This window comes from Sphingomonas sp. Leaf230 (assembly GCF_001421745.1).
Classification (GTDB): domain Bacteria; phylum Pseudomonadota; class Alphaproteobacteria; order Sphingomonadales; family Sphingomonadaceae; genus Sphingomonas.
In genome coordinates this window covers 1-22,631 of the sequence record NZ_LMKW01000001.1, presented here as the reverse complement: position 1 = coordinate 22,631, position 22,631 = coordinate 1, and the positions used below count along the sequence as shown (strand labels likewise).

Below are 22,631 nucleotides of genomic sequence, written 5' to 3'. Positions count from 1 at the left end.
TGGCGCGGATTCCTGATCCCGCCCTCCCTCCCCGTTCGTCCTGAGTAGCCGTCGAGTAGGCGCTGAAGGCGGCGTATCGAGACGGCGTATCGAAGGACCGGTTGGCACACGAAACGCATGCTTCAATACGCGCCCTCGATACGATTCTACGAAGCTACTCGGTCGCTACTCCGCACGAACGGGGGGGAGAGTTTACATTCCGCCAGTCCGCGCAAAACTGTTCCCCGCGAAGGCGCGGACCCATACTGGGCTCCCGCCTTCGCGGGAGAACAAGACGCACGTGGTGCACGCGGTTGCCAGATCGCCCTAACCACGCGTCCCTCTCCGCTCGACAATCCCCCCGCAGCCACTACGTCCGAGACATGACAGTTCTTGGCGTAACATCCTCCATCCTCGGCCAGCCCTGGCGTTGGCGAGCCCTAGCGGCTGACGGCCGGGACGGCTTTACCGGCGACGACCTCGTCACCCAGCTCCTCCTCGCCAGAGGCTGCCCCCGCGACGCGCTCGACGCGCATCGCACGCCCTCGATCCGCGCATTCATGCCCGACCCGTCGATCTTCCGCGACATGGACCGCGCTGCCGAGCGCCTCGCCGACGCGGTACAGGCGCACGAACAGGTCGCGATCTTCGGCGATTACGACGTCGACGGCGCCACCTCCGCCGCGTTGATGGTCCTGGTCTTGCGCGATCTCGGTATCGAGGCGCGCCCCTATATCCCCGATCGCCTGCTCGAAGGCTACGGCCCGTCGGGCGAAGCGCTCGTCCGCCTCGCCGGCGAAGGTGCCACGCTGATCGTCACGGTCGACTGCGGCGCACAGGCGTTCGACGCGCTCGATGCCGCCCGCGACGCGCAGGTCGACGTGATCGTCATCGACCACCACAAATGCTCGACCGCGCTCCCGCACGCGCTCGCGCTGGTAAACCCCAACCGCCTCGACGAGACCGAAGGCGCGGCCCACGGCCACCTCGCCGCCGTCGGCATGTGCTTCCTCGCCGCCGCCGCGCTCGTCCGTACGCTCCGCGTCCGCGGCTTCTTCAAGGACCGCGCCGAGCCGAAACTGATCGACTTGCTCGATATCGTCGCGCTCGGCACCGTCGCCGACGTCGCGCAGCTTCGCGGCCTCAACCGCGCGTTCGTGTCGCAGGGCCTCAAGGTCATGGGCGCGCGCAAGAACATCGGCGTCGCCGCGCTGATCGAGGCGTCGCGCCTGACGCGCAACCCGACCTGCACCGACCTCGGCTTCGCGCTGGGCCCGCGCATCAACGCCGGCGGCCGCGTCGGTCGCGCAGACCTCGGCGTCCGCCTGCTCACCACGCAGGACCCCGACGAAGCCCGCCAGATCGCTACCGAACTCGACCGCCTCAACGAAGAACGCCGCGCGATCGAAACCGCCGTGCAGGAGGCCGCCGACCTCCTCTCCAGCCGAGACCGCGCGGTCGCCATCGTCGCCGGCCACGGCTGGCACCCCGGCGTGATCGGCATCGTCGCCGGTCGCCTCAAGGAAAAGCTCGGCCGCCCCGCGATCGTCATCGCGATCGACGAGAACGGCATCGGCAAGGGCTCCGGCCGCTCGATACCCGGCGTAGACCTCGGCGCGGCTGTGATGGCAGCCCGCGAACACGGACTGCTGGTGGCGGGCGGAGGCCATGCAATGGCCGCCGGCCTGACGATCACCGAAGCCGCGATTCCCGCCTTCACCGACTTCCTCGAAGAGCGTCTAGCCGCCGCGGTCGAACGTTCCAATGGCGATCGCGCGCTCCTGCTCGACGCAGTGCTGGCGGCCGGCGGAGTAAACCCCGGCCTCGTCGAATCGATGGAAGCCGGCGGTCCCTACGGCATGGGCTGGCCAGCGCCGCGCGTTGCGATGGGCCCGGTCCGCGTGATCAAGGCAGACGTCGTCGGCAACGGCCATGTCCGCACGATCGTCGCCGGCGACGACGGCCGCAGCATCAAGGCGATGGCCTTCCGCTCGGCCGAGAGCGCACTGGGCCAAGCCCTGCTAGGCGCCCCCCCCCACCGCAAGCTCTGGCTGGCGGGCCGCGCGAAGATCGACGACTGGTCCTCGCGCCCATCCGCCGAACTCCATGTCGAGGACGCGGCGTGGGCGGACTAAATTCTTGTACCGAAACGCTTGACGCCCCGCCCCCTTCCCCTTAGTCGGCCTCCACCACGCAGGCCCCTTCGTCTAGCGGTTAGGACGCGGCCCTTTCACGGCTGAAGCACGGGTTCGATTCCCGTAGGGGTCACCAACCACCATTTTGTGGTGGAGACGTGGTTAAGCCATTATTGGAAAATACTTGTTGCGGCCATAAAATTTGGCGCCAATAGCAGTCTTGAGACGCCCTTTAAGTTTTCTTTTCCGATGACCCTGAAATGGGAATGGAAAATTCTACGATATAACGCGCGGAGTAAGGCTATTCTTACCCGGCGGGTACGGATGTGTGGCGCCAAGCCCCAATAGCGGACATCCAAGCGTGGTTTTCAATTTCCAACGCAGTGTTCCAGCGCCAACACCGAATTCTCCGGCGCAGCCCGAAGCCATGACGCGGTGCAGGTTCATGGCATCCGCGATGCGCTACGACGAAGAAAGAACACCGATCGCGAGCAGCACTATAGAGCCCTCCCCATTGCCTGATATCGGTCGAGCCCGGCGCAGTTACTTGTAACTACCCATGATCACCTTGAGAATGACCGGCGTGGTGAGGTTGATCCCGTAGTCGGTCTGGTCGCCGTTCCACACGCGGCTCATCACCCATCGTCCGTCGACCACGCGACCTTCTTCGACGCGGAATACCGAACCGTTCTTCGGGCCATCCTTCGCCGTCCCGAAGTTCAGGCGGACGTGATCGCCGACTACGAGAAATTCGTTCGGCGACAGATGTGCGACCGCAACGCCGCCCACAGGCTGCTTCGCCCAGACGGGCGGCTCGGACTTGATCCAGGTCCAGTCCTTCTGACCGAACTGCCATTCGCCGTAGCTGGTGGCGATCGTCCAGTTCCCCATGGTGGTCAACTGAGGAGCGGTCGGCCCCGTGCTCTCGTCGGGCTTGGCCGCGCCCCAGGTCGGATGCTCGTACGCGATCTTCGCCCAGTCGCGCGCCATCGTCGATAGGACCGCGTATTTCAGCCCGATCGCGTCTACCGTGTCGTCGTCGAGCGCCTTCGCCCCGAGCGGATAGTTGAAATACCCGGTGTCATCCATGCCGAACGGCGCGTAGCCGATCGCACCGCGCCCGAGCGCCGCATAGAAGAACCGCGCAAACTCCTTCGCATTGCCGATCTCGGGTACCATCAGCGCATTGTCGGGCCGCGCATACGCGTCGAGGTACAGCGCGACATGACCCGCGTCGCGGTCGTAGATATCGGGCGCCTGGAAATCGATCGCGGGCGCGGCCGCCTTCCAGATGTCGAGCACGTCCTGCTGCGGTCCGCCGCTCGCGACTCCGGTCGGATCGGGCACGTTCGAGGGCCCCGCAAGCGACGCATTGACGTACATCGGTAACGGTTTGATCGCCTTGCCCGCCGCGGCGATCTCGTCGACGAAGCGCGCCGTGTGCCAGGTGTTGAACGCCCGGTCGGCCTGCGCGCCGAACATCTGCGTCCAACTGCCACCCGGTTTCTTCAGCGCCTTGGCCAGATCTGCCGGCACCGGCTTTGCGAACACCGCATTGGCCTGCGGGCCGTAGTCGCGCGGCGAGCGATAGCTGCCGACTTCGTTCTCGGGCTGCACCATGATCACCGTGTTCTGCGGATCATGCGCCTTCAGATATTTCATCACCTCGACGAACGCGCGCTTGTCCGCCTCCAGCGTCGCGCGAAACATCGGCGAATGGACATAATGGTCGGTGCCGTCCTTCATCTTCATCCGCGGAAAACGGCGATTGTCGGCCTTGAACCAATCCGGCGTGTAGCCGGGCGAAGTGTTCTTCCACGTCCCGAACCAGAGCAGCACGACGCGCTTGTCGTGCATCCGCGCCTGATCGAGCAGCGTCTGGAGAAAGCTCAGGTCGAATCTGCCCTCGACCGGCTCGACCTGCTGCCAAGCGATCGGGATCTCGACGGTGTTCGCATGGATCCGGTCGAGCATCGGCCACACCTGCGGCAGCGCGGACGCGTAGTTGCTGCTGTTGTTGACCTGCGCGCCCAGCATCAGGAACGGCGCACCGTCGACGAGCAGCGCATGCCGGCCCGCCTTGCTGACGATCCGCGGAACCTCGGTCATGGTCTGCGCGGACGCGGTACCGCCGCTCAACGACACGGAAAGGGCCACGCCCGCGATTAGCTTATTCATACGAACCAAGACTGCATCCTTCTCCGTGAGCGCAAAGCGAACGGGTTACGCCCGGATTTCTAGTCCCGGGGTGCGACGATCAACGGAAATACAGTTGATCCATCTCCCGTATCTGCAATTATACGACAAAATCGCCGTTCCGGCCATGATCGCGTTACCGTAAGGGCATAAGCCCGTGGAGAGGATTTTAATGCATATTGCCCCAGCCCGTGTCGTCACGCAGCCGTCCGATCAGTCCGGCAAGACGTCGCGACTAGACCGCTCGTCGCGGGGCTGGTCGTCGCGCCTGGTCGCACGGTTGGCTATTGGTGTCGCGCTCGCGACGCTCGGCACCACCTCCTTTGCCGCACCGATCGCGACGGTCGACCGCAACGGGAGCCTGGTTTCGGTCGAGGCCTATGCCCCGAACATCGTCCGCGTGACGATCGCGACCGACCGTGGCCAGGTCGACGCGCCCCCCGGCGATGGTCCCAACGCAAAGCCCGATGCCGCCGGCTGGACGCATCGTAGCGATGCAGGCGCCGACGTCTTCACCTCGTCCGCACTGTCGCTGTCGGTCGACGCCAAGCCCTGGCCCAAGGCGCCGTCGCAGATGGAGCGCTATTTCGCGCCGTCGCTGCCGCCCGTATCGGTGACGATCCGCAAGCCCGACGGCTCGATGCTGACGCAGATGACCGGCTGGGAAATGGCGCCGCACACCGTCAACGGCGAGAAGACGTTCCGCGTCGGCGCGAGCTTCGCCTCGCCCGCGGACGAGCATTATTACGGCCTCGGCCAGAACCAGGAAGGCAAGCTCGACCTTCGCGGCCGCACGATCGATTGCCGCCACAATTACGATGCACCGGCGGGCGAGACGGTGTGCGTACCGTTCATGGTCACCAACAAGGGTTACGGCATCGTCTGGGACAACCCGTCCTCGACGGTCATGTCTCCCGGCCTGCACAGCGCGACGCACTGGCAGTCGGAAGTCGGCGAGCGCGTCTCGTTCTTCGTCATCGCCGGCGCCACTACCGACGAAATCTATGCCGGCTACGCCACGCTGACCGGCACCACGCCGCTGCCGCCAAAGGCCGCGTTCGGTCTCATCCAGAGCAAAGCGCGGTACGAGACCGAGAAGGAACTGCTCGACGTCGCCAACGGATATCGCAGCCGCGGCCTGCCGCTCGACATCATGGTGCTCGACTGGTTCTATTGGTCGCGCATGGGTCAGCTCGACATCGACCGGAATTATTTCCCCGATCCCAAGGGCATGAACGACAAGCTCAAGTCGATGGGCATGCATTCGATCATCAGCGTCTGGCCGCGGTTCGAAAAGGAATCGCGCTACTTCGACCTGCTGTCGACCAAGGGCTGGTTGCTGAAGGACAAGGACGGCAACGTCGTCGACGGCCTGCCGATCCGCTCCGACCGCGCGGGCGCGTTGCTCGACAGCACCAACCCCGATGCGCGCCACTGGTTTTGGGACCGGATCCGCGACAACATCGCCAGCCAGGGCTTCGACTGGTTCTGGCTCGACGAGACCGAACCTGATCTGGTGCCCGACGGCAGCTTCTATTCGATCGGCTCGGGCGATCGCTATCACAACGTCTTCCCGCTGCTCCACACGATGAGCGTGGCGGACGGGTCGGCGAAGGATCGCCCCACGATGCGCAACCTGATCCTGTCGCGCGCGGCCTATCTCGGCGCACAGCGCAACGGCGGGCTGTTCTGGTCGTCGGACATCAAGTCGACCTGGGAGGCGCTGCACCGGCAGGTGCCCGCCGGGCTCGGCTTCACCGCCAGCGGCATGGCCTATTGGGGCAGCGACATCGGCGGCTGGCAATGGCCCAACGGGCCCAAGGCGACACGCCCGGTGTTGCTCGATCCAGCGGGCGCGACCGCGATGGCGCCCGACTACGCGGATTATCCCGAGCTGTTCACGCGCTGGTTCGGATACAGCGTATTCACGCCGACGTTGCGGATCCACGGCCAGCGGCCGGCCACCGCGATCTGGCAGTACGGCACCGCGGCCGAGCCGGTCCTCGCGAACTTCCTGAAGCTGCGCTACTCGCTGATGCCGTATATCTATTCGCTCGGGCGCCACACGTACGAGAGCAATGCGCCGATGATGCGCGCGCTGTTCATGGATTTCCCGAACGATCCCAACGTCGCCGACATGGGCGACGAATATATGTTCGGCCCCGCCTTCCTGGTCGCGCCCGTCACCGAACAGGGCAAGACCAGCCGCCAGGTCTATCTGCCGGCGGGTGCCGAATGGTATGACTACTGGACCAACCAGCGCTTCACGGGCGGCCAGACCGTCACCGCGAATGCGCCGATCGACAAGATCCCGCTGTTCGTGCGCGCCGGATCGATCATCCCGATGGGCGTCCAGGTGCCGAGCACAGCGACGGCCCAGGCCTTGGAGAGCATCCGCGTGTATCCGGGCGCAGATGCCAACTTCGCGCTGTACGACGATGACGGCGTGACCAACGACTATCGCACCAAGGGTGGGCGCAAGGCAGTGGTGCGCTGGGACGACAAGACCCGGAGGCTCACGGCATCGGGCAAGCTGCCGACCGGGCAGGACGCCGCGTCGCTGGTCCAGATCGTCTCGGCTAAGTGATGCGCGGGGAAGTGATGCGCGGCATCGCCATTGCGGCGCTGGCGGCGACCTCGTCGGCCGCCGCGGCACAGACCAATGTCCCGGGCGATCCCTATGCCGGTGATCCGGTCGGGATCGTCGCGGCCCCCTGCCCCGCGCATCCGTCGCCGACCGATGGCGCCGGATGGGAGGCCTGGAAGCTGCACATGCTCACGCGCGACTTCGGCCAGTTGTGCCGGTACCGCCCGCAGAACGAACAGCTGAAGGCATCCCGCATGCCTGTGCGCGTCGTCTTCATGGGCGATTCGATCACCGACAACTGGATCGGCGCGGACTCAGCGTTGTTCACCGGCGGACTGATCGATCGCGGCATCGGCGGGCAGACCACGCCGCAGATGCTGGTGCGCTTCCGCGAGGACGTGATCGCGCTCAAGCCGCGCGCGGTCCACATCATGGCGGGCACGAACGACATCGCCGGCAACACCGGCGCCTCGACGATGGCAATCGTGCAGGGAAACATCGCCAGCATGGCTGACCTCGCGCGTGCGAACGGCATCAAGGTCATCATCGCCTCGACCCCGCCCGCCGCCGCCTTTCCGTGGAGCAAGGACAAGCAGCCGGTGCCGCAGATCCGCGCGCTCAATAGCTGGTTGAAGGCCTATGCTGCGAAGAACGGCTTCACCTATGTCGATTACTACACCGCGCTTGCCACGCCCGAGGGCGCGATGAAGCCGGGGCTGGCGAGCGACGGCGTCCACCCGACCCCCGCCGGCTATGCGGTGATGCGCCCGCTGGCGCTCGCCGCGATCCGCCGGACCGTCGCAGCCAAGTGAGTATCGATCTCAGCCGCCGTTCAGTTCTCGCCGGGATCGCCGCACTTGGTCCCGCAACACTTGCGCTAGCGCAGAGCCCGATGGGGCTGGCGCGGGGCCCGGTGCAACCGACCTGGCAATCGCTGGTCGATCACTATCGCTACCCCGAGTGGTTCCGCGACGCGAAGCTCGGCCTGTGGTCGCATTGGGGGCCGCAGTCGGTGCCCGAGCAGGGCGACTGGTACGGCCGCTTCATGTACATGCAGGGGCACCCTGCCTACGAACATCACCTCAAGACGTACGGTCATCCGACCAAGTCGGGGATGATGGAGGTGATGAACCGCTGGACCGCGGATCGTTGGGATCCCGACGCGCTGATCGCCCGCTATGCCAAGGCGGGGGCGAAATATTTCGTCTCGCTCGCCAATCATCACGACAATCTCGACTGCTACGACAGCCGCTATCACGCCTGGAATTCGCTCCGCGTCGGGCCGAAGCGCGACGTCGTAGGCACTTGGGAAAAGGCCGCGCGGAAAGCCGGGCTCAAGTTCGGCGTCTCGAACCACGCCGCGCATAGCTGGCACTGGTATCAGACCGCCTATGGCTATGACCCGACCGGTCCGCTGAAGGGCCAGCGATACGACGCGTTCAAACTGCGCACCGCCGACGGCCGCGGCACATGGTGGGACGGGCTCGATCCGCAACAGCTCTACACCGGCGCGCACGCGGTCCTGCCGAACGGCATCGACACGGTGGCGGCGATGAACGCGTGGCACGATGCGAACGATGGCCAGTGGATCGAAACGCCGCCGCCGAACGATCCGGGCTATGCCGCGAAATGGCTGCTGCGCCAGACCGACCTGATCGACAAGTACAAGCCCGACTTCTGCTATTTCGACGATTACGAGCTGCCGTTCGGCCCGATCGGGCTCCAGGCAGCAGCGGATTACTATAACCGCTCGATCGCCTGGCACGGCAAGATCGACGTCGTGCTGACCGCCAAGCAGCTAAAGCCTTATGCGCGGTTCGGGCTGGTCCAGGACGTCGAGCGCGGCTTCACCGATCATCTGTGGGACGAGCCGTGGCAGACCGATACGTGCATCGGTGACTGGTTCTACAACGTCGCGCGGCTCACCGACAAAAGCTACAAGACCGCCGAACAGGTCATCCAGCGGCTTGCCGATGTCGTCTCGAAGAACGGCAACCTGCTGCTCTCGATCCCGCAGCCCGGCGACGGCTCGATCGACGGCGAGGAGGAGAAGATCCTCGACGGCATGAGCCGCTGGATCGCGGTCAACGACGAGGCGATCTTCGGCTCGCGGCCATGGCGCATCTACGGCGAAGGCCCGACCAAGCTCCAGGCCGGCATGCAGAACGAGCAGTCTTCGGGCGTGTTCACGTCGCGCGACGTGCGCTTCACCACCAACAAGGGGGCGCTCTACGCGCTGTTCCTTGGCTGGCCGCAGGGCGAGGTCACGATCGAAGCACTGGGACGCAACCGCTTCGCCGACGGCGTCGTCGAACGCGTAACCCTGCTCGGCGGCGGCAGCTTGGCGCACCACCGCGATGCACGCGGGCTGCACCTGACGATGCCCGCCAACCCCGGCGAGGGTTTCGTCCCCGTCCTGAAGCTGGAAGGCCGCGGCCTGGTCTAGCTTTCGACGATCCGCTCGTTCGAGCCGACCCTAGCGACGCATGCCGGGCGTTCGTGAGCGCCGGATTATCGCGCCGCGATCGGATCGCCGTAGAACAGGCCGCGGCCGTCCGTGCCGATATAGACCCGTCCCTCGCGCCTGGGATCGCCGGAGATGACGCGGTAGCGGCCGCCCCAGCGATGCGCGTCGTCGTCGATCCGCGCCCAGGACCGTCCTTGATCCACCGAGCGCCAGCCCCCCCGGACACCGGCGAGCGTTCCTATCGCGAACACACCGTTCCGGCCGAGACCGAAGAGTTCGACCCGCAGCTCACCATGCGCGGGCGCGAAGTTCGCGCCGCCGTCGATGCTCCGGAACAGCCGTTCGCCCGCCAGCAGCCACAATGTTCCCGTGCGGTCGGGGTCGGCCACAAGGCTGCTCTGCGCTTCGCGACCTTGCCGGCCGACCGGCTTGAGATCGGCCGGCAGCCCTCGTGCCGCGACGACGGAAAAACTTGCCGCAGCATCGCGCGACACCAGCACCCGCCCATGCAGAACGTCGACCGCGTAGAAAACCCTTGGGTCGCGTTTGTCGGCGACTGCACGGATCTTGCCCGGCAGCCCGGCGACGATCGACCAATGACGGCCGGCGTCGCGCGACACCTGCGGGACCGGGGTCGCTACGACCATCGTCGTGCCGTCGGCCGATACGGTGATCGGCCAATCGCCGTTCAGGTCCTCGCGCCGCGGTGGATTGCCCATCGCCGGCACGGTGATCTCGGTCCAGGTGCGGCCGCCGTCCTCCGACCGCCCCATCGACGCGTCGCGCGGCCTGTCCAGGTACAGGCTGCCGCTTCGGACGACGACGTTCGGCGCCATCCCGGCGTAGTCGATGGTGTTGGTGTTCGACATGTACGGATCGACGAACGTCGGCCGCGGCGAGCGGTCGAGATCGTCGTGCACGAAGCCGGCGAGGTCACCGAACCCCGAGATCAGCGGAGCGCCCCCAGTCGGCGACGCGAGCGTGATGATCGCCGTCTGTTCGATCCCGCGGGTCCAGGGCGCCCAGTCGACCGCGCCCGAACGTGTGAGCGCGCGGGTCGCGTAGACCGTCGCGCCGGTCGTGTAGGCGACATGACCAGGATCGAACGGATCGATCGCAAGGCCGGAGATCCAGTGGCCGAAATCGGCACCCTTCCCCTCGTGCAACAGGAACGGCGTCGCCGACACGTCGCGCCGGCTGCGCGGCCCGACATCGTCCCAGCTTCGGCCGTCGTCGCGGCTGATCCAGAGCGAATCCCGGTGTTTGTAGCGGTCGACGGTGCTGACCGCGACGGTTCCCGGCGACATCGCGGACACCGCAACGCCCAAGAATGCGCCCTCCGCCCCGGTATCGCGCCACGCGGCAGGGGTCACGTCGCGGCCGGTGCCGTCGCGATCGTAGCGCCACACCGCGCCGGTCGCGATGCCGCTCGGCCCCAGCCCGCTCGCATAGCCGACCCACAGCACGCCCCGCGGATCGACGACGCCCTTCGCCGCGAGCAGCGCCGGGCCCGTCACCGCGATCCACGTCTCGCCGGCATCGTCCGAACGATACAGATGCGTGGCGCCCGGATCGGCAACGCCGGCCCACACGCGTCGGGACGGTCGGCCTGCCCCGCCGCTGGTAGGATCGATCGCGACGAAGGCGATCCCACCATGCGTCCGGCGAAAACCGGGGCGCGCCAGCCCCGCGACCGGAAAGCGCGCGACCTTTGCCCAGGTCGCGCCGGCATCGTCGCTGCGCCACAAGCCGTCGTGCCGCGAGCCGAAGAACAGCCGCCTCGTCGCATTGGGATCGATCGCGAGCCGCTCGCCGAGCCCGCGACCATCCTCGTTGCCGCCCATCGCGAACGGGACGGGCGTGATCCGCCAAGATCGTCCCCGGTCGGCGGATCGCAGGATTGCCGCGGGCTGGCTGGCACCCACCCCTGCCGCCATGTAGACGACATCGGGATCGCGGGGATCGGGCGCGATGCTCTCGATACCCATGTAGCTCGGCACCGCGTTACCGTCCTGCAGCGGCACCCAGCGCGCGATCTTTTCGTCCCAGCGATACGCGCCACCCATGTCGGTCCGGAGATAGGCGAGCCCCCGCTCCACCGCGCTGAATACGATGTTGGGCGCATACCCGCCCGCGCCGACCGTCACGTTGGTCCAGCGATACGCCACCGCGTCCGGCGCGCGGGCGGACCCCGGCGTTGCGAGGGACGCCAGCAGCAACGCCGTCGTCGCGACGATGCGCAGCCGCCTTGTCGAGGCCAGCCGTCCGCCTGTGCGCCGTAACGGGATCATGCCGCTTGGTGCGTTCGTGCAGCGCAGTTCTGGGCGATGAACGCCTCGTGCGTCGGCATCGCCGCAGCTGTCTTGTCGATCACGTCCCGAACATGCGCCAGGAACCGCGCGGACTCGTCGGCCGGCAGCGCGCTGGCCAGGGGGTCGAACGACGCCGGCCGGATGCCTTGGCCGAGCAGCACCGCGATCCAGCCATCTGGGGTGAACAATTCCCCCTGTTCGCGAAACACCCGCGCCTTCCCCGACCAGAGCGCCAGCTTGGCCGACAGCGACGCCGGGATCGCCATCGTCCGGCACCGGTCCCAGAACGGCGAGTCCGATCGCTCGGTCGCGTGATAATGCAGGATGATGAAATCGCGGACCTGTTCGTATTCGCGCAGCATCACGCGGTTATACTCGTCGATCTCGGTCACGCCGAACCCCAGGTCGGGAAACAGGCTCATCAGTCGCGTAATGCCCGACTGGATCAAATGAATGCTGGTGGACTCGAGCGGCTCGAGAAAGCCGCCGGAGAGCCCGATCGCGACGCAGTTCCGCTCCCATAGTCGGTCCCGTCGACCTGCCTCGAAGCGTAACTGGCGTGGTTCGCCCAACGCCTCCCCTTCCAACCCCGCCAAAAGCGCGCGCCTTGCATCGTCGTCGTCGATGTGTGCGCTGGAATAGACGTACCCGTTGCCGACCCGGTGCTGAAGCGGGATGCGCCAGCGCCATCCGGCGGTATCGGCGGTCGCGCGCGTGTACGGGGTCAGACCTCCCTGTCGCTGGCTCGGCACCGCCCAGGCCCGGTCGCATGGCAGCCAATGCTTCCAGCTCGTGAACGGAACGTCCAGCGCGTCGCCCAGCAGCAACGATCGGAAACCGCTGCAGTCGATGAACAATTCACCGTCGATGCGGCGATCGCCTTCGAGCCGCACCGCCTCGATGAATCCCGTCCCTGCGTCCCTCTCGACCGCGACCACGCGACCCTCGACGCGGACCACGCCGTCCTGCTCCGCCATGTCGCGCAGGAGCTTCGCGTACAAGGCGGCATCGAAGTGGAACGCGTAGAACAAGGTCGACAGGACCGATTCGGGATTGGCGCTCGGCCGGGTGAACCGCCCGCGACGCGCTGCGACTGCCGACAGGCAATAGTCGCCGATCGGTCCCGGATCGGGGTTGCCCAACGCGGCCTGACGGAGCCAGAGCTGATGGAACGACACCCCGCCGATATCACGGCCATGCGTGCCGAACGGATGCAGATACGCGTCGCCGAGCCGAACCCAGTCGCGAAACTCGATCCCCAGTTTGAACGTCGCGCCGGTCGCGCGGACGAACGCGTCTTCGTCGATCCCCAGCATGCGGTTGAAGTCGAGCAGCGGCGGGATCGTCGCCTCGCCGACGCCGACTGTGCCGATCTCCTCGGATTCGACGAGTGTGACCGATACGCCGCTCGGCACTAGCCGCGACAGCGCAGCGGCGGTCATCCAGCCTGCCGTGCCGCCGCCGACGATGACGACCTTCGTGACTCGGGCGGCACCGTCGCTGGTCATGCCGCGGCCCGCGCACCAAAGCTGTGGGTCTGGGCGTATGCGACGAGGTCCCGGTTCGACGGGAGATTCGCGATCGCATAGCGCGCCTGACGCTGTACCTCGGCGAACGCGCGCCGCGCATCCTCGTGATAGCGCAGGGCACCGGCCTTCGCGCTCAGGTCCGTCTTCCACCCCATGCCGTACAGCACATACTGCCAGCTCGCCTCGGTGAAGATGTCGACCTGGCCGTCGATGTCGAGCTCGTTGGGTGGCCGGAAGCGCCACCGGTCGAGCAGTTCCAGCAGGCTGTCCGGCACCGACGTGTCGGCCACGTTGTCGCGCCAGAACGCCGTGTCGCGCCGTTCCGAGATGCAATAATGGAGCTTGATGAAATCGAGCGCGCGCTCGTAGCGGCGGAGCATGTTCGCGTTGAACTGACGCGCGGACGTCTCGTAATCGCCGCCCCACGGGAACAGGTTGGCGATCATTCCCGCCGACACCTCTGCAAACGCGATGCCGGTCGCTTCAAGAGGCTCGAAGAAACCACTCGACAGCCCGACCGCGACGCAGTTCTTGTACCAGTTGACCTCGCGGTAGCCCGCATCGAACTTGAAATGGCGCACATCGGCCTTTTCACCCGCCGCGCCGAGATAGCCCCGCAGGACGCGCTCCGCCGTCTCGTCGTCGCCATGATCGGACGAGTAGACATGGCCGATGCCCCGCCGGCGATCGAGCCCGATATCCCAGATCCATCCGTTCTTCTGCGCGGTCGAGATCGTGTAGGAGGCGATCGGATCGTCGGGCCGCGCATAGGGTAGCTGCGCCGCGATCGCGCGATCGCAGAACAGGACGTCCCGGCACGAGCGATACGGAACCTTCATCGCCTTGCCGATCAGTTCGGCGCGAAAGCCGGTGCAGTCGATATAGAGATCCGCGTCCAGAACGCCGTTCCGCTCGGTGCGCACGCCGCCGATCGCACCCTCGGCATCGAGCAGCACCTCGCTCACGGTGTCGGTCAGGTGCCGGACGCCGTTCTTTACCCCCTGCTCGCGCAACAGACCGGCCAGCGCCACCGCGTCGAAGTGGAACGCGTAGTTGAGCGGCCCGACATAATCGGGATTGGTAGGCAATTTGGGTGCGCGATGCCGGTCGGAGGCTTTTTTCTGCGGATTGGAGACCTCGTCCCAATTCTCCGGACCGCCATGCCCCAGCAGCCAATACGGCAGCAGGTCGAGGCCATCGCTTGAATCCGCGACCTGGAAGGGATGCGAGTAATGATCGGTCGCCCCCTGCCCCGGCGCGTGGCGCCAGTGCACGAACTTGGCACCCTGCTTGAACGTCGCACCGCAACGACGGATCAGGTCGGCCTCGTCGATCCCGATCGTCGCGAGCGTCCGCCGGATCGTCGGGAACGTCCCCTCACCGACCCCAAGGATCCCAATGTCTTGCGACTCGACAAGCGTGATCGCGACACCGCCCGGCAGGTCCGCGCCGAGCCGCTTGGCGAGATAGCCCGCGGTCAGCCACCCGGCGGTGCCACCGCCCACGATCAGGATCCGCTTGGTCATTACAGCCTCGCTTTGCTGCTCGCCGACACGGTGTCGGCGAGCAGCGTATCATCGTTAGAAGGCGAGGTTGATACCAGTGCTGATACGACGATCGGCCTGGAACCAGCTACGCCCGACCAGCTTGCCGCCAGGGTAGCCCCCCATCAGCGTGCGCTGCGTCGACGCGGTCAGGTTGGTCCCCTGCACGCCGAACGACAGATAGTCGGTCACCTTGAAGCGGACGCCGGCATCGATCGACCCGTAGTTGCCGCCATAGATCGGCAGCGCGATCTGAGTGGTGGGATCGAGGCCGCCATCCTGATTGCTGACGACGCCCGGCGCGCTGTAATAGGTGTACGTACCGTTCGTGCCGTTGCTGTTCGTGGACAACAGATATTGCGAGCGCCACGAGTACGCGATCCGCAACGAGATCGGATTGCGCTCATAAAGCAACGTCGCGTTTAGGTTGTGCTTCGACAGACCCACCAGCGGCGCATCGTTCCTGCTGGCACCGGTGATATCGCGGTAGGCATCGCCCGGATTGCTGCTCTTGATGAACGTGTAGTTGCCCTCGAAACCGATACCGGCAAGCGCGCCCGGCAGCATGTCGAAGAAGAAGCGTCCCCCGACTTCGACGCCCTTGACCGTCGCCGCCTTGGTCGCGTTGCTATAGTCGGTTGCAGATGCCGAGACGTTCTCCGTCGTTCCGTCGGTGAACTGGACGGTGACCTGCCGGGTCGTCAGCGCATAGATTGGGAGGTTGGTCAGCCGCTTGTAGAACGGCGCGATGTGGAACGACGTCCCCGCACGTCCGTAATATTCGAGCGAGACGTCGAAGTTGTTCGACAGCGTCGGCTTCAGCAACGGATTGCCGGTGTCCGCGGTGAAGTTGTTGAACGTCCCGATCCCGCCCGGAGTCTGGCTGGGTGTCGTCGCCACACCGATCGACCCCGACGCGCGCAGCGCGTTGAAGGTCGGCAGATCCATCGTGATGTTGTACCCGCCGCGCACCTTGATCCGGTCGGTCGGCGCATATTCGATATTGACCGACGGCAGAACGCGCGTGAAATCCGCCTTGCCGCCGCGCGCTAGGAAGGTGTTCGCGAGCGAAACCTGAGCGCCATTGCGGATAAAGACAGTGCCGCCATTCTGCTGGATGAACCCGCTGCCCTCGTTCTCAATGTGCACGACCCGCACACCTACGTTACCGGAGATGCCACGAGCATCCCCCTGGGGCCCGAACCGCACCAGCGCATAGCCCGCGATGTTCTTGGTACGATTTTGCACCTCGTCGCCTGGGAGGACGAAGCCCGGTGCTCGGATCCCCGAAAGGCCGCCATAGCCAGTGGCCGGCAATGGGCCCTTGGACGAGCAATCGTTCCAGAGAGGATTGGGGACGTTCGGCGTAGCCGGGTTGTTGTCATCGTCAATAGTCGGGGGACCACAGAAGTTGGTCGGCGGCGACTGTACCAGCCCGGTGCGATTGACGTTGAACCGGTCCGCCAGACTTTCCGACGCGAACATCAGGTTGCCCGGCAGGGTCGTGTCGCCGCGGAAGAAGTCCTTGAACGCGTGGCTGGCGACGTCGCCCGGTGCCGCGTTGGCATAGGTCAGCTGCGGATCGCCATTCCAGCCGCGGCCGAGCGCCGCCCAGTTATAGCCGTTCGCAAGGTCGCGCTCAGTCCGCTTTGCATAGCGGCCGCCGACCTTGACCGACCGGAAGAAGCTGTCGTCGAACTTGTATTCGGCATCGAGCTGCCCGGCGTCCAGCCGACCCTTGTTGCGTTCGTTGTGCGGCATCGATGCCGTCCAGAAATAGTTCGCTGGATTGGCGAAAGACGCCTGCGTCGCCGGACCGACGGTGATCTGCGGCAGGTCGCCCGTCAGGTCCATCCCGAAACTCTGGCCGAACCCGATGTCGCGGAAGATGTCGACGCGGTCGTAGATTTGGCGTGAATCGACACGCTGCAGCGATCCCTTCAGCGACAGATGACTGTCATCCGGCGCCCACGCGAACGACAGCGAGTAATCGCGTGTCCGCGTATTGCTCTCCACGAAACCCTTGTTGCCGCTGCTGTTGACCGAGCCGCCGGTAGGCAGGAACGTCCCCGTATCGCGATTGAACAGTGCGTTCGTCTTGGTCAGCAGGCCGTTGCTGTCGAACGTGCTGCTCGCCGGATCGACCGCCAGCGTCTGCGAATCGAGCTGCGTACCGTAGTCGCTCGACTGGCTCTTGTAGCGCGACTGGAAGAAGCTGCCGGTGAAGGTCAGCGATTCCGCCGGCTGCCACTGCGCCGCACCGTAGATGCCGTAGCGCTTGTACTGGAACGCCTCGTCGCCATACGCGAAGCCGCTGGGGACGTACCGCTCGCTGCCATCGCCGAGCTTCGTCTTGAAATAGGGGCTGACGCGGATGAACTGCGACAGCGAGCTGAACTGGCTGAACGCGACGTCGCCGAGCAGGCCGATCCGGCCGATCGGCGTATCGAACGAGTCGGTGACCAGCACGGAGCCCGAAGGATCGGCCTTGTTCGCCATGTCGCCGAGCGCGAGCTCCCCGGTGCCCGCGATGTGGAACTTGCCGTTGAAGTCGAACGGCAGCTTGGTACGCAGATCGATCTGACCGCCGGTGCCGCCCTCGATCAGGTCCGCCGTCGATGCCTTGTAGACGTCGACCGCCGACATCAGCTCGGGCGTCACGTCGCTCCACAGGATCGCGCGGCCGTTGTTCGCGCTGAAGATCTCGCGGCCGTTGAGGCGCGACGCCACGCCGGTCAGGCCGCGGACCTGCACGCCCGAACCCTGGACGGAATAGTGATCGGGATCGCCGAGTGCTGCAAAGCGCACGATCGACACGCCCGAGACACGCTGAAGAACCTCGGTGATCGAGTTGTCGGGAAGCTTGCCGGCATCGTCGGCCACGATCGAGTCGACGATCGTTTCGCTGCGACGCTTGCGCTCGTCCGCCGCCTCCAGTGCGGCGCGACGGCCGGTGACGACGATGTCGCCATCGCCCTGGTCAGCGGCCGGATCGCCGGGACCCTGTCCCGGTGCTGCTGCCTGCGTCGTGTTTGGCGATATGGCCTGCGTCTCGGCCTGTGCCCAGGCATTGCCGCTAACGCCGGCAGCGAGCAGCGCTGCCAAGGACACACCGGCGCGCATTGCGGCTGCGGCATGCCAACGTCGACCGGAATCGGTAGTGAAAACGCTCATAAATCCCCCCCATTATGCGGCACCCGTTGGGACGCCACATCCTCTAGCTGCATCTTCTCGTCACGATGCTTCTACGTCGGCGTTAGCCCTAACACTATTATAGGACAATTGAATAATACGTCATCTTTTATGCAGCCTGCCCCGCCGCCGTGATGAGGTCCCTTGGACAGCCGCCAAGAGCGCGGCTTCGTCGCAATTACCCCTCATCTCGCTGCCATCACTCCAAATTTCGCCTGTCGAGCCACGAGCCGGGGCCTGGATATTACCGGCCCTGCTCCGCCACTCCGACATTCCCCCGGAAACGGCAGGCTCTTGTTCCGGCACCGACCTCGGCATTATGTGGTTCGAACCAGGCGAACCGCATGAAATTGCCTTGATAAGGCTATCATCGTACGTCGACGGCTTCAGCGGGGTAGCACAGAATGCATTTTCGGTACGCAGCACGGGCATCCGCATTGGCAATCGGGATCGTTCTGGGCCTCTCAGTTCCAAGTGACGCGATCGCGCAAAAGACTGCGCCCCACGTCATTGCGGTCAATGTTCAGGGTAAAACCCAACCGCGAAATCGAATGGCGGAAATGTCTATCGGCGCGGATTATCCGGGCACGCTCATCCGTCATGATAGTCTGGAGCAACTGCGAACGGTGCAGAAGGAACTTCGCTTCCGACACATTCGCTTCCACAACATCTTTGCCGATCAACTGCATGTGTATCGGGAAGTTGCCGGCAAGCCCGTTTATGACTGGCGTCGTATTGATTATCTGTATGATAATTTGTTGAAGATGGACTTGAAGCCGTTTGTGGAACTCGGCTTCACGCCCGACGGCATGAAACAATCCGACCAAACGCTCTTTTACTGGAAGGGTAATACCTCCCACCCAGAGCCCGCAAAATGGACGGCTTTGGTCGATGCGTTCGTTCGGCATGCGGTGTCACGCTATGGGGCGAAGGAAGTGCGCAGTTGGTATTTCGAATTCTGGAACGAGCCGAACCTGGACGGTTTCTGGGAGAAAGCGGACCAGCAGGCGTATTTCGATTATTATGCCCGGACGGCGCACACGATTAAGGCGATCGACTCACAGTTGCGCATCGGTGGACCATCGACCGCGGGCGCGGCATGGATCCCCGAATTTCTCGCATACGCCAAGACGAACAGCGTTCCGGTCGACTTCATCACGACGCACACCTACGGCGTCGAAGGCGGCTTTCTGGACGAAAAAGGTGAGGGCGACAACAAACTCTCGCGTAATCCGGATGCTATTGTTCAGGATGTGCGTAAGGTTCGCAAGGAAATGGAAGCAGCCGGGCGATCCAGCCTGCCGCTCTTTTTCACCGAATGGAGTACCAGCTACAATCCGCGCGATCCCATTCACGATGATTATCTGAGCGCTGCGTACATCTTGTCGAAGCTCCGTCGGACCGAGGGACTGGCGCAGGGCATGAGTTACTGGACTTACAGCGACTTGTTCGAAGAGCCGGGCCCACAAGCCCGACCGTTCGAGGGCGGCTTCGGACTGATGACGCCGCAAGGCGTGCGCAAGGCATCGTGGTTCGCGTACAAGTATCTGGCGGATCTCGGCGACCGTGAATTGCCCACCGGCGATGACCAGACCATCGCCACATTGAAAGATGGAACATTGCAGGTGCTGGCCTGGCGAGCGGTGTTGCCAAATCAGCCCGTCAGCAATCGCCCGTTCTTTACCAAGCTGCGCAAGCCTGCACTGACCACGCCGCTCACGCTCGACCTGACAGGATTGAAGCCGGGATCATACCAGCTACGGACGCGGCGCACCGGCTTCCAGCAGAACGACGCGTATTCGACCTACTTGGAAATGGGCCGTCCCGCCAAGTTGACTGATGCGCAGCTGCAAAAACTGCAAAGCGTTACGACCGACGCCCCGCTTATCAGCACTATTCATGTCCGCGCGGGAAAGCCTTATCGACTGACGCTACCAATGCGCGAACAAGACGTCGCGATGGTGGAACTGCGCCACAATTAACCACAATCGAAGACATCCAATTTTATAGGGAATTTCAAATCTCTTGAATCGTCGCAACTCGATAGTTTCACCGATCCTACAGCACAGAAAACTGGCCACGAACCGGAGGTAGCAACTGTAACTCGGCAAGGATCGGCGCCGATACTTGTCCTGAACAAGTCGCGTTGGCGATGCGCGAACAGCGCCTCACAGGCGCTGGCACGAGAAATTATCCTGGTCCGCATGGAAGGGGATGGCAGTAGACGGCCGGCGCAAATGGTCAGGAAAGCCCGCGACTGGTTGATCGACCACGATCCCCACCCGGCGGGTCACGTCATCGTAGCCCTTACCGATAGTGACGGCGATCCGTGACAATGCAGTGTTTCGATGCAAACGGTCAGCCGGGAACGACGACCGATTAGCCGATTTGCCTGAAAGACAATCGTTTTTGCGGGAGACCTCATCGCACGATGCGGGTCCGACGAACGGTCGAACCGAAGCGCGCATGAGGTGGCCATCAGCCCGCCCGGCCACCGATTTCAGGGACGTGTCGTTGTCAGCGAGGCGGAGTGGCTGAGCAGCGCCTAGGCTTGCGATGCCGCCAGCACCGTTCCCAGCGTTATAATCGCACTAAAGACGCTCAGGTCCAGGATCAGCCGGTGCGAGACGATCTCGCTTTTTAACCAGGTATACTGTTTATCGCCGCCACGGCTCATGTGAGTGTGCGCGTGATCCCAGACTGGCTCCTCCTCATTTTTGACCGAGAGTCAGCGTTCGCCCTCGCCTTCACCAGCTTCGTTCTCGCCACCTTCATATTCGCCTTCGCCGCGCTGGCCCGCATGCTGTTGCGCGGCACGCGCGCGACGGGGATTGCGGACGACATGGCTCGACTTGGTCGAGCGCACGACGTGTCGCCCCTCACCTTCGCCCTCACCCTCGCCGCGCTCGTTCTCGCCGCCTTCGCCGACCTGGTCGACGGACGGCGCCAGAGGTTTGGCTGCCACTTCGGCCAGGATCCCCTGACCGGATTGCGCGACGACGAAGGCGCCAACGCCCATCCACAATTTCGTACGCATACTATTCCTTACTCGCCAATACGTTGGCCACATGGCCTTGGACTGATAGGGACTCGTCCCGACGTCACGCCGACGCGACGAGAAACTTGATGTTGATCATGATTGCCAACGTTCTGGACGCCAACAATCTCCAGTCGCTGCGAGATAATCTCGGCAAGACGCGTTATGTCGATGGGCGCCGGACCGCTGGTCGCGAAGCCCGCCCGGTCAAGCGCAACGAGCAGGTGGACCGCGCCGACCCGCTGTTGGCCGACATGCAGGACTAGGTGGTCGACCGGTTGCTCGCGAACCCGTTGTTCCGGATGGCCACACGACCGCACGTGGTTCGCCCGCCGCTGTTCAGCCGCTACGAACCTGGCATGGCCTATGGCAGCCATGTCGACGACGCGATCATGGGCGGCATGCGCACCGACGTGTCCGTTACGATATTCCTGTCAGAGCCCGACACGTACGAAGGCGGCGAACTGGTGATCGAGTCCGCGGCGGGCGAACAGGACGTGAAACTCGCGGCAGGCGATGCAGTGGTCTATCCGACGACGGCGCTGCACCGCGTCGCGCCGGTCGTATCCGGCGAGCGCCTCGCCGCCGTAACCTGGGTACGCAGCTTGATCCGCGATGCCGATGCCCGCGAACTCCTGTTCGATCTGGAAACGGCACGGCACGCCCTGTTCGACCGCCTTGGCAAGACGCCCGAACTGGACCTGCTGGCAAAGACGCAGTCCAACCTGCTCAGGCGCTGGGCCGAAGATTGAGACTGACCTTTGGACCATTAGGTAACGCTAGGCCCACATCCGGCCCCTGAGAGCCTCTCGTTCATAGCCCAGACGCGGACGCGGACGTCCGTTCATGTGCATTCACGGTCGGAACGGACTACGAAGCACTGACGGATAGGGCTGTAACCCCAACACGGCTACCCTGATGTCGAACGGAGCCCAATGGGCCGGCAGAGGTCACTTCAGCCAGGCCAAGGCAGCGTAGCGGAAGCGGTGCCGGGAGCGAACGAGCTTGTTAGCGGCTCGTTCGCTTCGTCGCGCCAATCAGGCAGGCCGCTAGAGTGAGAGAGCAGGTAGCGAGGCGTGATCGACCGCGTCACGCCATCGTCGGTGAACGCGACATGCTCGGCCACTGGTCGATCCAGATCGATCAGGCCTTCCCGCACTATGTCATGAACCGCGACCGCCAGAACCACCTTGGACAGAGATGCCGCTTCGAACAGAGGTTCGGGTGTCGCGAGCACCGTATTGGCCTCTGCATAGACGACCACACCGGGCGAGACTGCTCCGGAGCCTTCCAGCACTGCCCAGCTCGCGCCCCGTACGGATGCCAAGCCCATCCAGGCCGGCAAGTTGGCAAGGGTGCTGGGCGTCGTCGCGGCTGATGCACCTGCCGCCACGGTTATAGCGAGCGCTCCGGTGCAAGGGGCAGCGAGCATAACCCGCCTGGATACCAAATCCATTATCAACGCCCGTCAGCGACCTGCTTGCGACATAATGGTTCGACGCGACTAGGCTAGCCGAGCCCCCCGCCGCCGCCGACCGATCCGCGTCAGCGACGCCCCACAAGATGGTGTATCGCGGCGGCTGCATTTTGACAGCAGATGAGATTTGCAGCCCCTTCACGTACGATGCCTGGATCGGGGTCGACCTGACCTCG

15 protein-coding genes and 1 tRNA gene are annotated in these 22,631 nt (G+C 64.6%); 8 read left to right on the top strand and 8 right to left on the bottom strand.

What is annotated here, in order from left to right:
• The first annotated feature begins 362 nt into the window (after positions 1 to 362).
• A complete protein-coding gene (gene recJ / locus ASE82_RS00070) occupies positions 363 to 2,114 on the top strand; it encodes a single-stranded-DNA-specific exonuclease RecJ (protein ID WP_056057269.1) in 1,752 nt (583 codons plus the stop codon).
• A gap of 61 nt (positions 2,115 to 2,175) precedes the next feature.
• Positions 2,176 to 2,250, top strand: a tRNA-Glu gene (locus tag ASE82_RS00065).
• Positions 2,251 to 2,657: 407 nt separating this feature from the next.
• On the opposite strand, the gene ASE82_RS00060 is transcribed toward ASE82_RS00065, so the two are convergent.
• Positions 2,658 to 4,292, bottom strand: coding sequence for a DUF5597 domain-containing protein (locus tag ASE82_RS00060; protein ID WP_056057265.1), 1,635 nt, complete (start codon positions 4,290 to 4,292; stop codon positions 2,658 to 2,660).
• 190 nt (positions 4,293 to 4,482) lie between these two features.
• On the opposite strand from ASE82_RS00060, the gene ASE82_RS00055 reads away from it, so the two are divergent.
• The 3 genes from ASE82_RS00055 to ASE82_RS00045 are packed head-to-tail and all read left to right on the top strand — an operon-like array spanning position 4,483 to position 9,343.
• On the top strand, positions 4,483 to 6,897 hold the full coding sequence (locus ASE82_RS00055) for a glycoside hydrolase family 31 protein (protein ID WP_082440929.1): 2,415 nt from the start codon (positions 4,483 to 4,485) through the stop codon (positions 6,895 to 6,897).
• Positions 6,898 to 6,911: 14 nt separating this feature from the next.
• Positions 6,912 to 7,709: an SGNH/GDSL hydrolase family protein gene (locus tag ASE82_RS00050; protein ID WP_200910629.1), complete on the top strand. Its 798-nt coding sequence runs from the start codon at positions 6,912 to 6,914 to the stop codon at positions 7,707 to 7,709.
• A gap of 2 nt (positions 7,710 to 7,711) precedes the next feature.
• Entirely contained in the window at positions 7,712 to 9,343 is a 1,632-nt protein-coding gene (locus ASE82_RS00045) for an alpha-L-fucosidase (RefSeq protein ID WP_056059444.1), read from the top strand.
• A 65-nt stretch (positions 9,344 to 9,408) separates the two neighbouring features.
• Here ASE82_RS00045 and ASE82_RS00040 read toward each other — a convergent pair whose 3' ends face one another.
• From ASE82_RS00040 to ASE82_RS00025, 4 genes are read right to left on the bottom strand one after another with little or no spacing between them, the layout of a single operon-like run.
• Entirely contained in the window at positions 9,409 to 11,655 is a 2,247-nt protein-coding gene (locus ASE82_RS00040) for a hypothetical protein (RefSeq protein ID WP_235524300.1), read from the bottom strand.
• A complete protein-coding gene (locus ASE82_RS00035) occupies positions 11,652 to 13,184 on the bottom strand; it encodes a tryptophan halogenase family protein (protein WP_056057258.1) in 1,533 nt (510 codons plus the stop codon). Before ASE82_RS00035 ends, ASE82_RS00040 begins: the two co-directional genes overlap by 4 nt.
• Positions 13,181 to 14,731, bottom strand: coding sequence for a tryptophan halogenase family protein (locus tag ASE82_RS00030; RefSeq protein ID WP_056057256.1), 1,551 nt, complete (start codon positions 14,729 to 14,731; stop codon positions 13,181 to 13,183). The genes ASE82_RS00035 and ASE82_RS00030 overlap by 4 nt, the downstream gene beginning before the upstream one ends.
• A gap of 54 nt (positions 14,732 to 14,785) precedes the next feature.
• Complete coding sequence (locus tag ASE82_RS00025; protein ID WP_082440925.1) at positions 14,786 to 17,923, bottom strand: TonB-dependent receptor; 3,138 nt, start codon at positions 17,921 to 17,923, stop codon at positions 14,786 to 14,788.
• Between the two features lie 455 nt (positions 17,924 to 18,378).
• Here ASE82_RS00025 and ASE82_RS00020 point away from each other — a divergent pair, with 455 nt between their 5' ends.
• Complete coding sequence (locus tag ASE82_RS00020) at positions 18,379 to 19,923, top strand: GH39 family glycosyl hydrolase (protein WP_235524295.1); 1,545 nt, start codon at positions 18,379 to 18,381, stop codon at positions 19,921 to 19,923.
• 563 nt (positions 19,924 to 20,486) lie between these two features.
• Here ASE82_RS00020 and ASE82_RS20220 read toward each other — a convergent pair.
• Together ASE82_RS20220 and ASE82_RS00015 are read right to left on the bottom strand one after the other, a co-directional pair.
• Positions 20,487 to 20,618, bottom strand: coding sequence for a hypothetical protein (locus ASE82_RS20220; protein WP_268795386.1), 132 nt, complete (start codon positions 20,616 to 20,618; stop codon positions 20,487 to 20,489).
• Positions 20,619 to 20,669: 51 nt separating this feature from the next.
• Entirely contained in the window at positions 20,670 to 20,978 is a 309-nt protein-coding gene (locus ASE82_RS00015; protein ID WP_156348707.1) for a hypothetical protein, read from the bottom strand.
• An 89-nt stretch (positions 20,979 to 21,067) separates the two neighbouring features.
• Here ASE82_RS00015 and ASE82_RS19745 point away from each other — a divergent pair, with 89 nt between their 5' ends.
• Together ASE82_RS19745 and ASE82_RS00010 are read left to right on the top strand one after the other, a co-directional pair.
• Entirely contained in the window at positions 21,068 to 21,244 is a 177-nt protein-coding gene (locus ASE82_RS19745; RefSeq protein ID WP_200910628.1) for a hypothetical protein, read from the top strand.
• Positions 21,245 to 21,730: a Fe2+-dependent dioxygenase gene (locus ASE82_RS00010; RefSeq protein ID WP_200910627.1), complete on the top strand. Its 486-nt coding sequence runs from the start codon at positions 21,245 to 21,247 to the stop codon at positions 21,728 to 21,730.
• Between the two features lie 203 nt (positions 21,731 to 21,933).
• Here ASE82_RS00010 and ASE82_RS00005 read toward each other — a convergent pair whose 3' ends face one another.
• A complete protein-coding gene (locus ASE82_RS00005; RefSeq protein ID WP_435368529.1) occupies positions 21,934 to 22,305 on the bottom strand; it encodes a serine hydrolase domain-containing protein in 372 nt (123 codons plus the stop codon).
• Positions 22,306 to 22,631 lie beyond the last annotated feature (326 nt).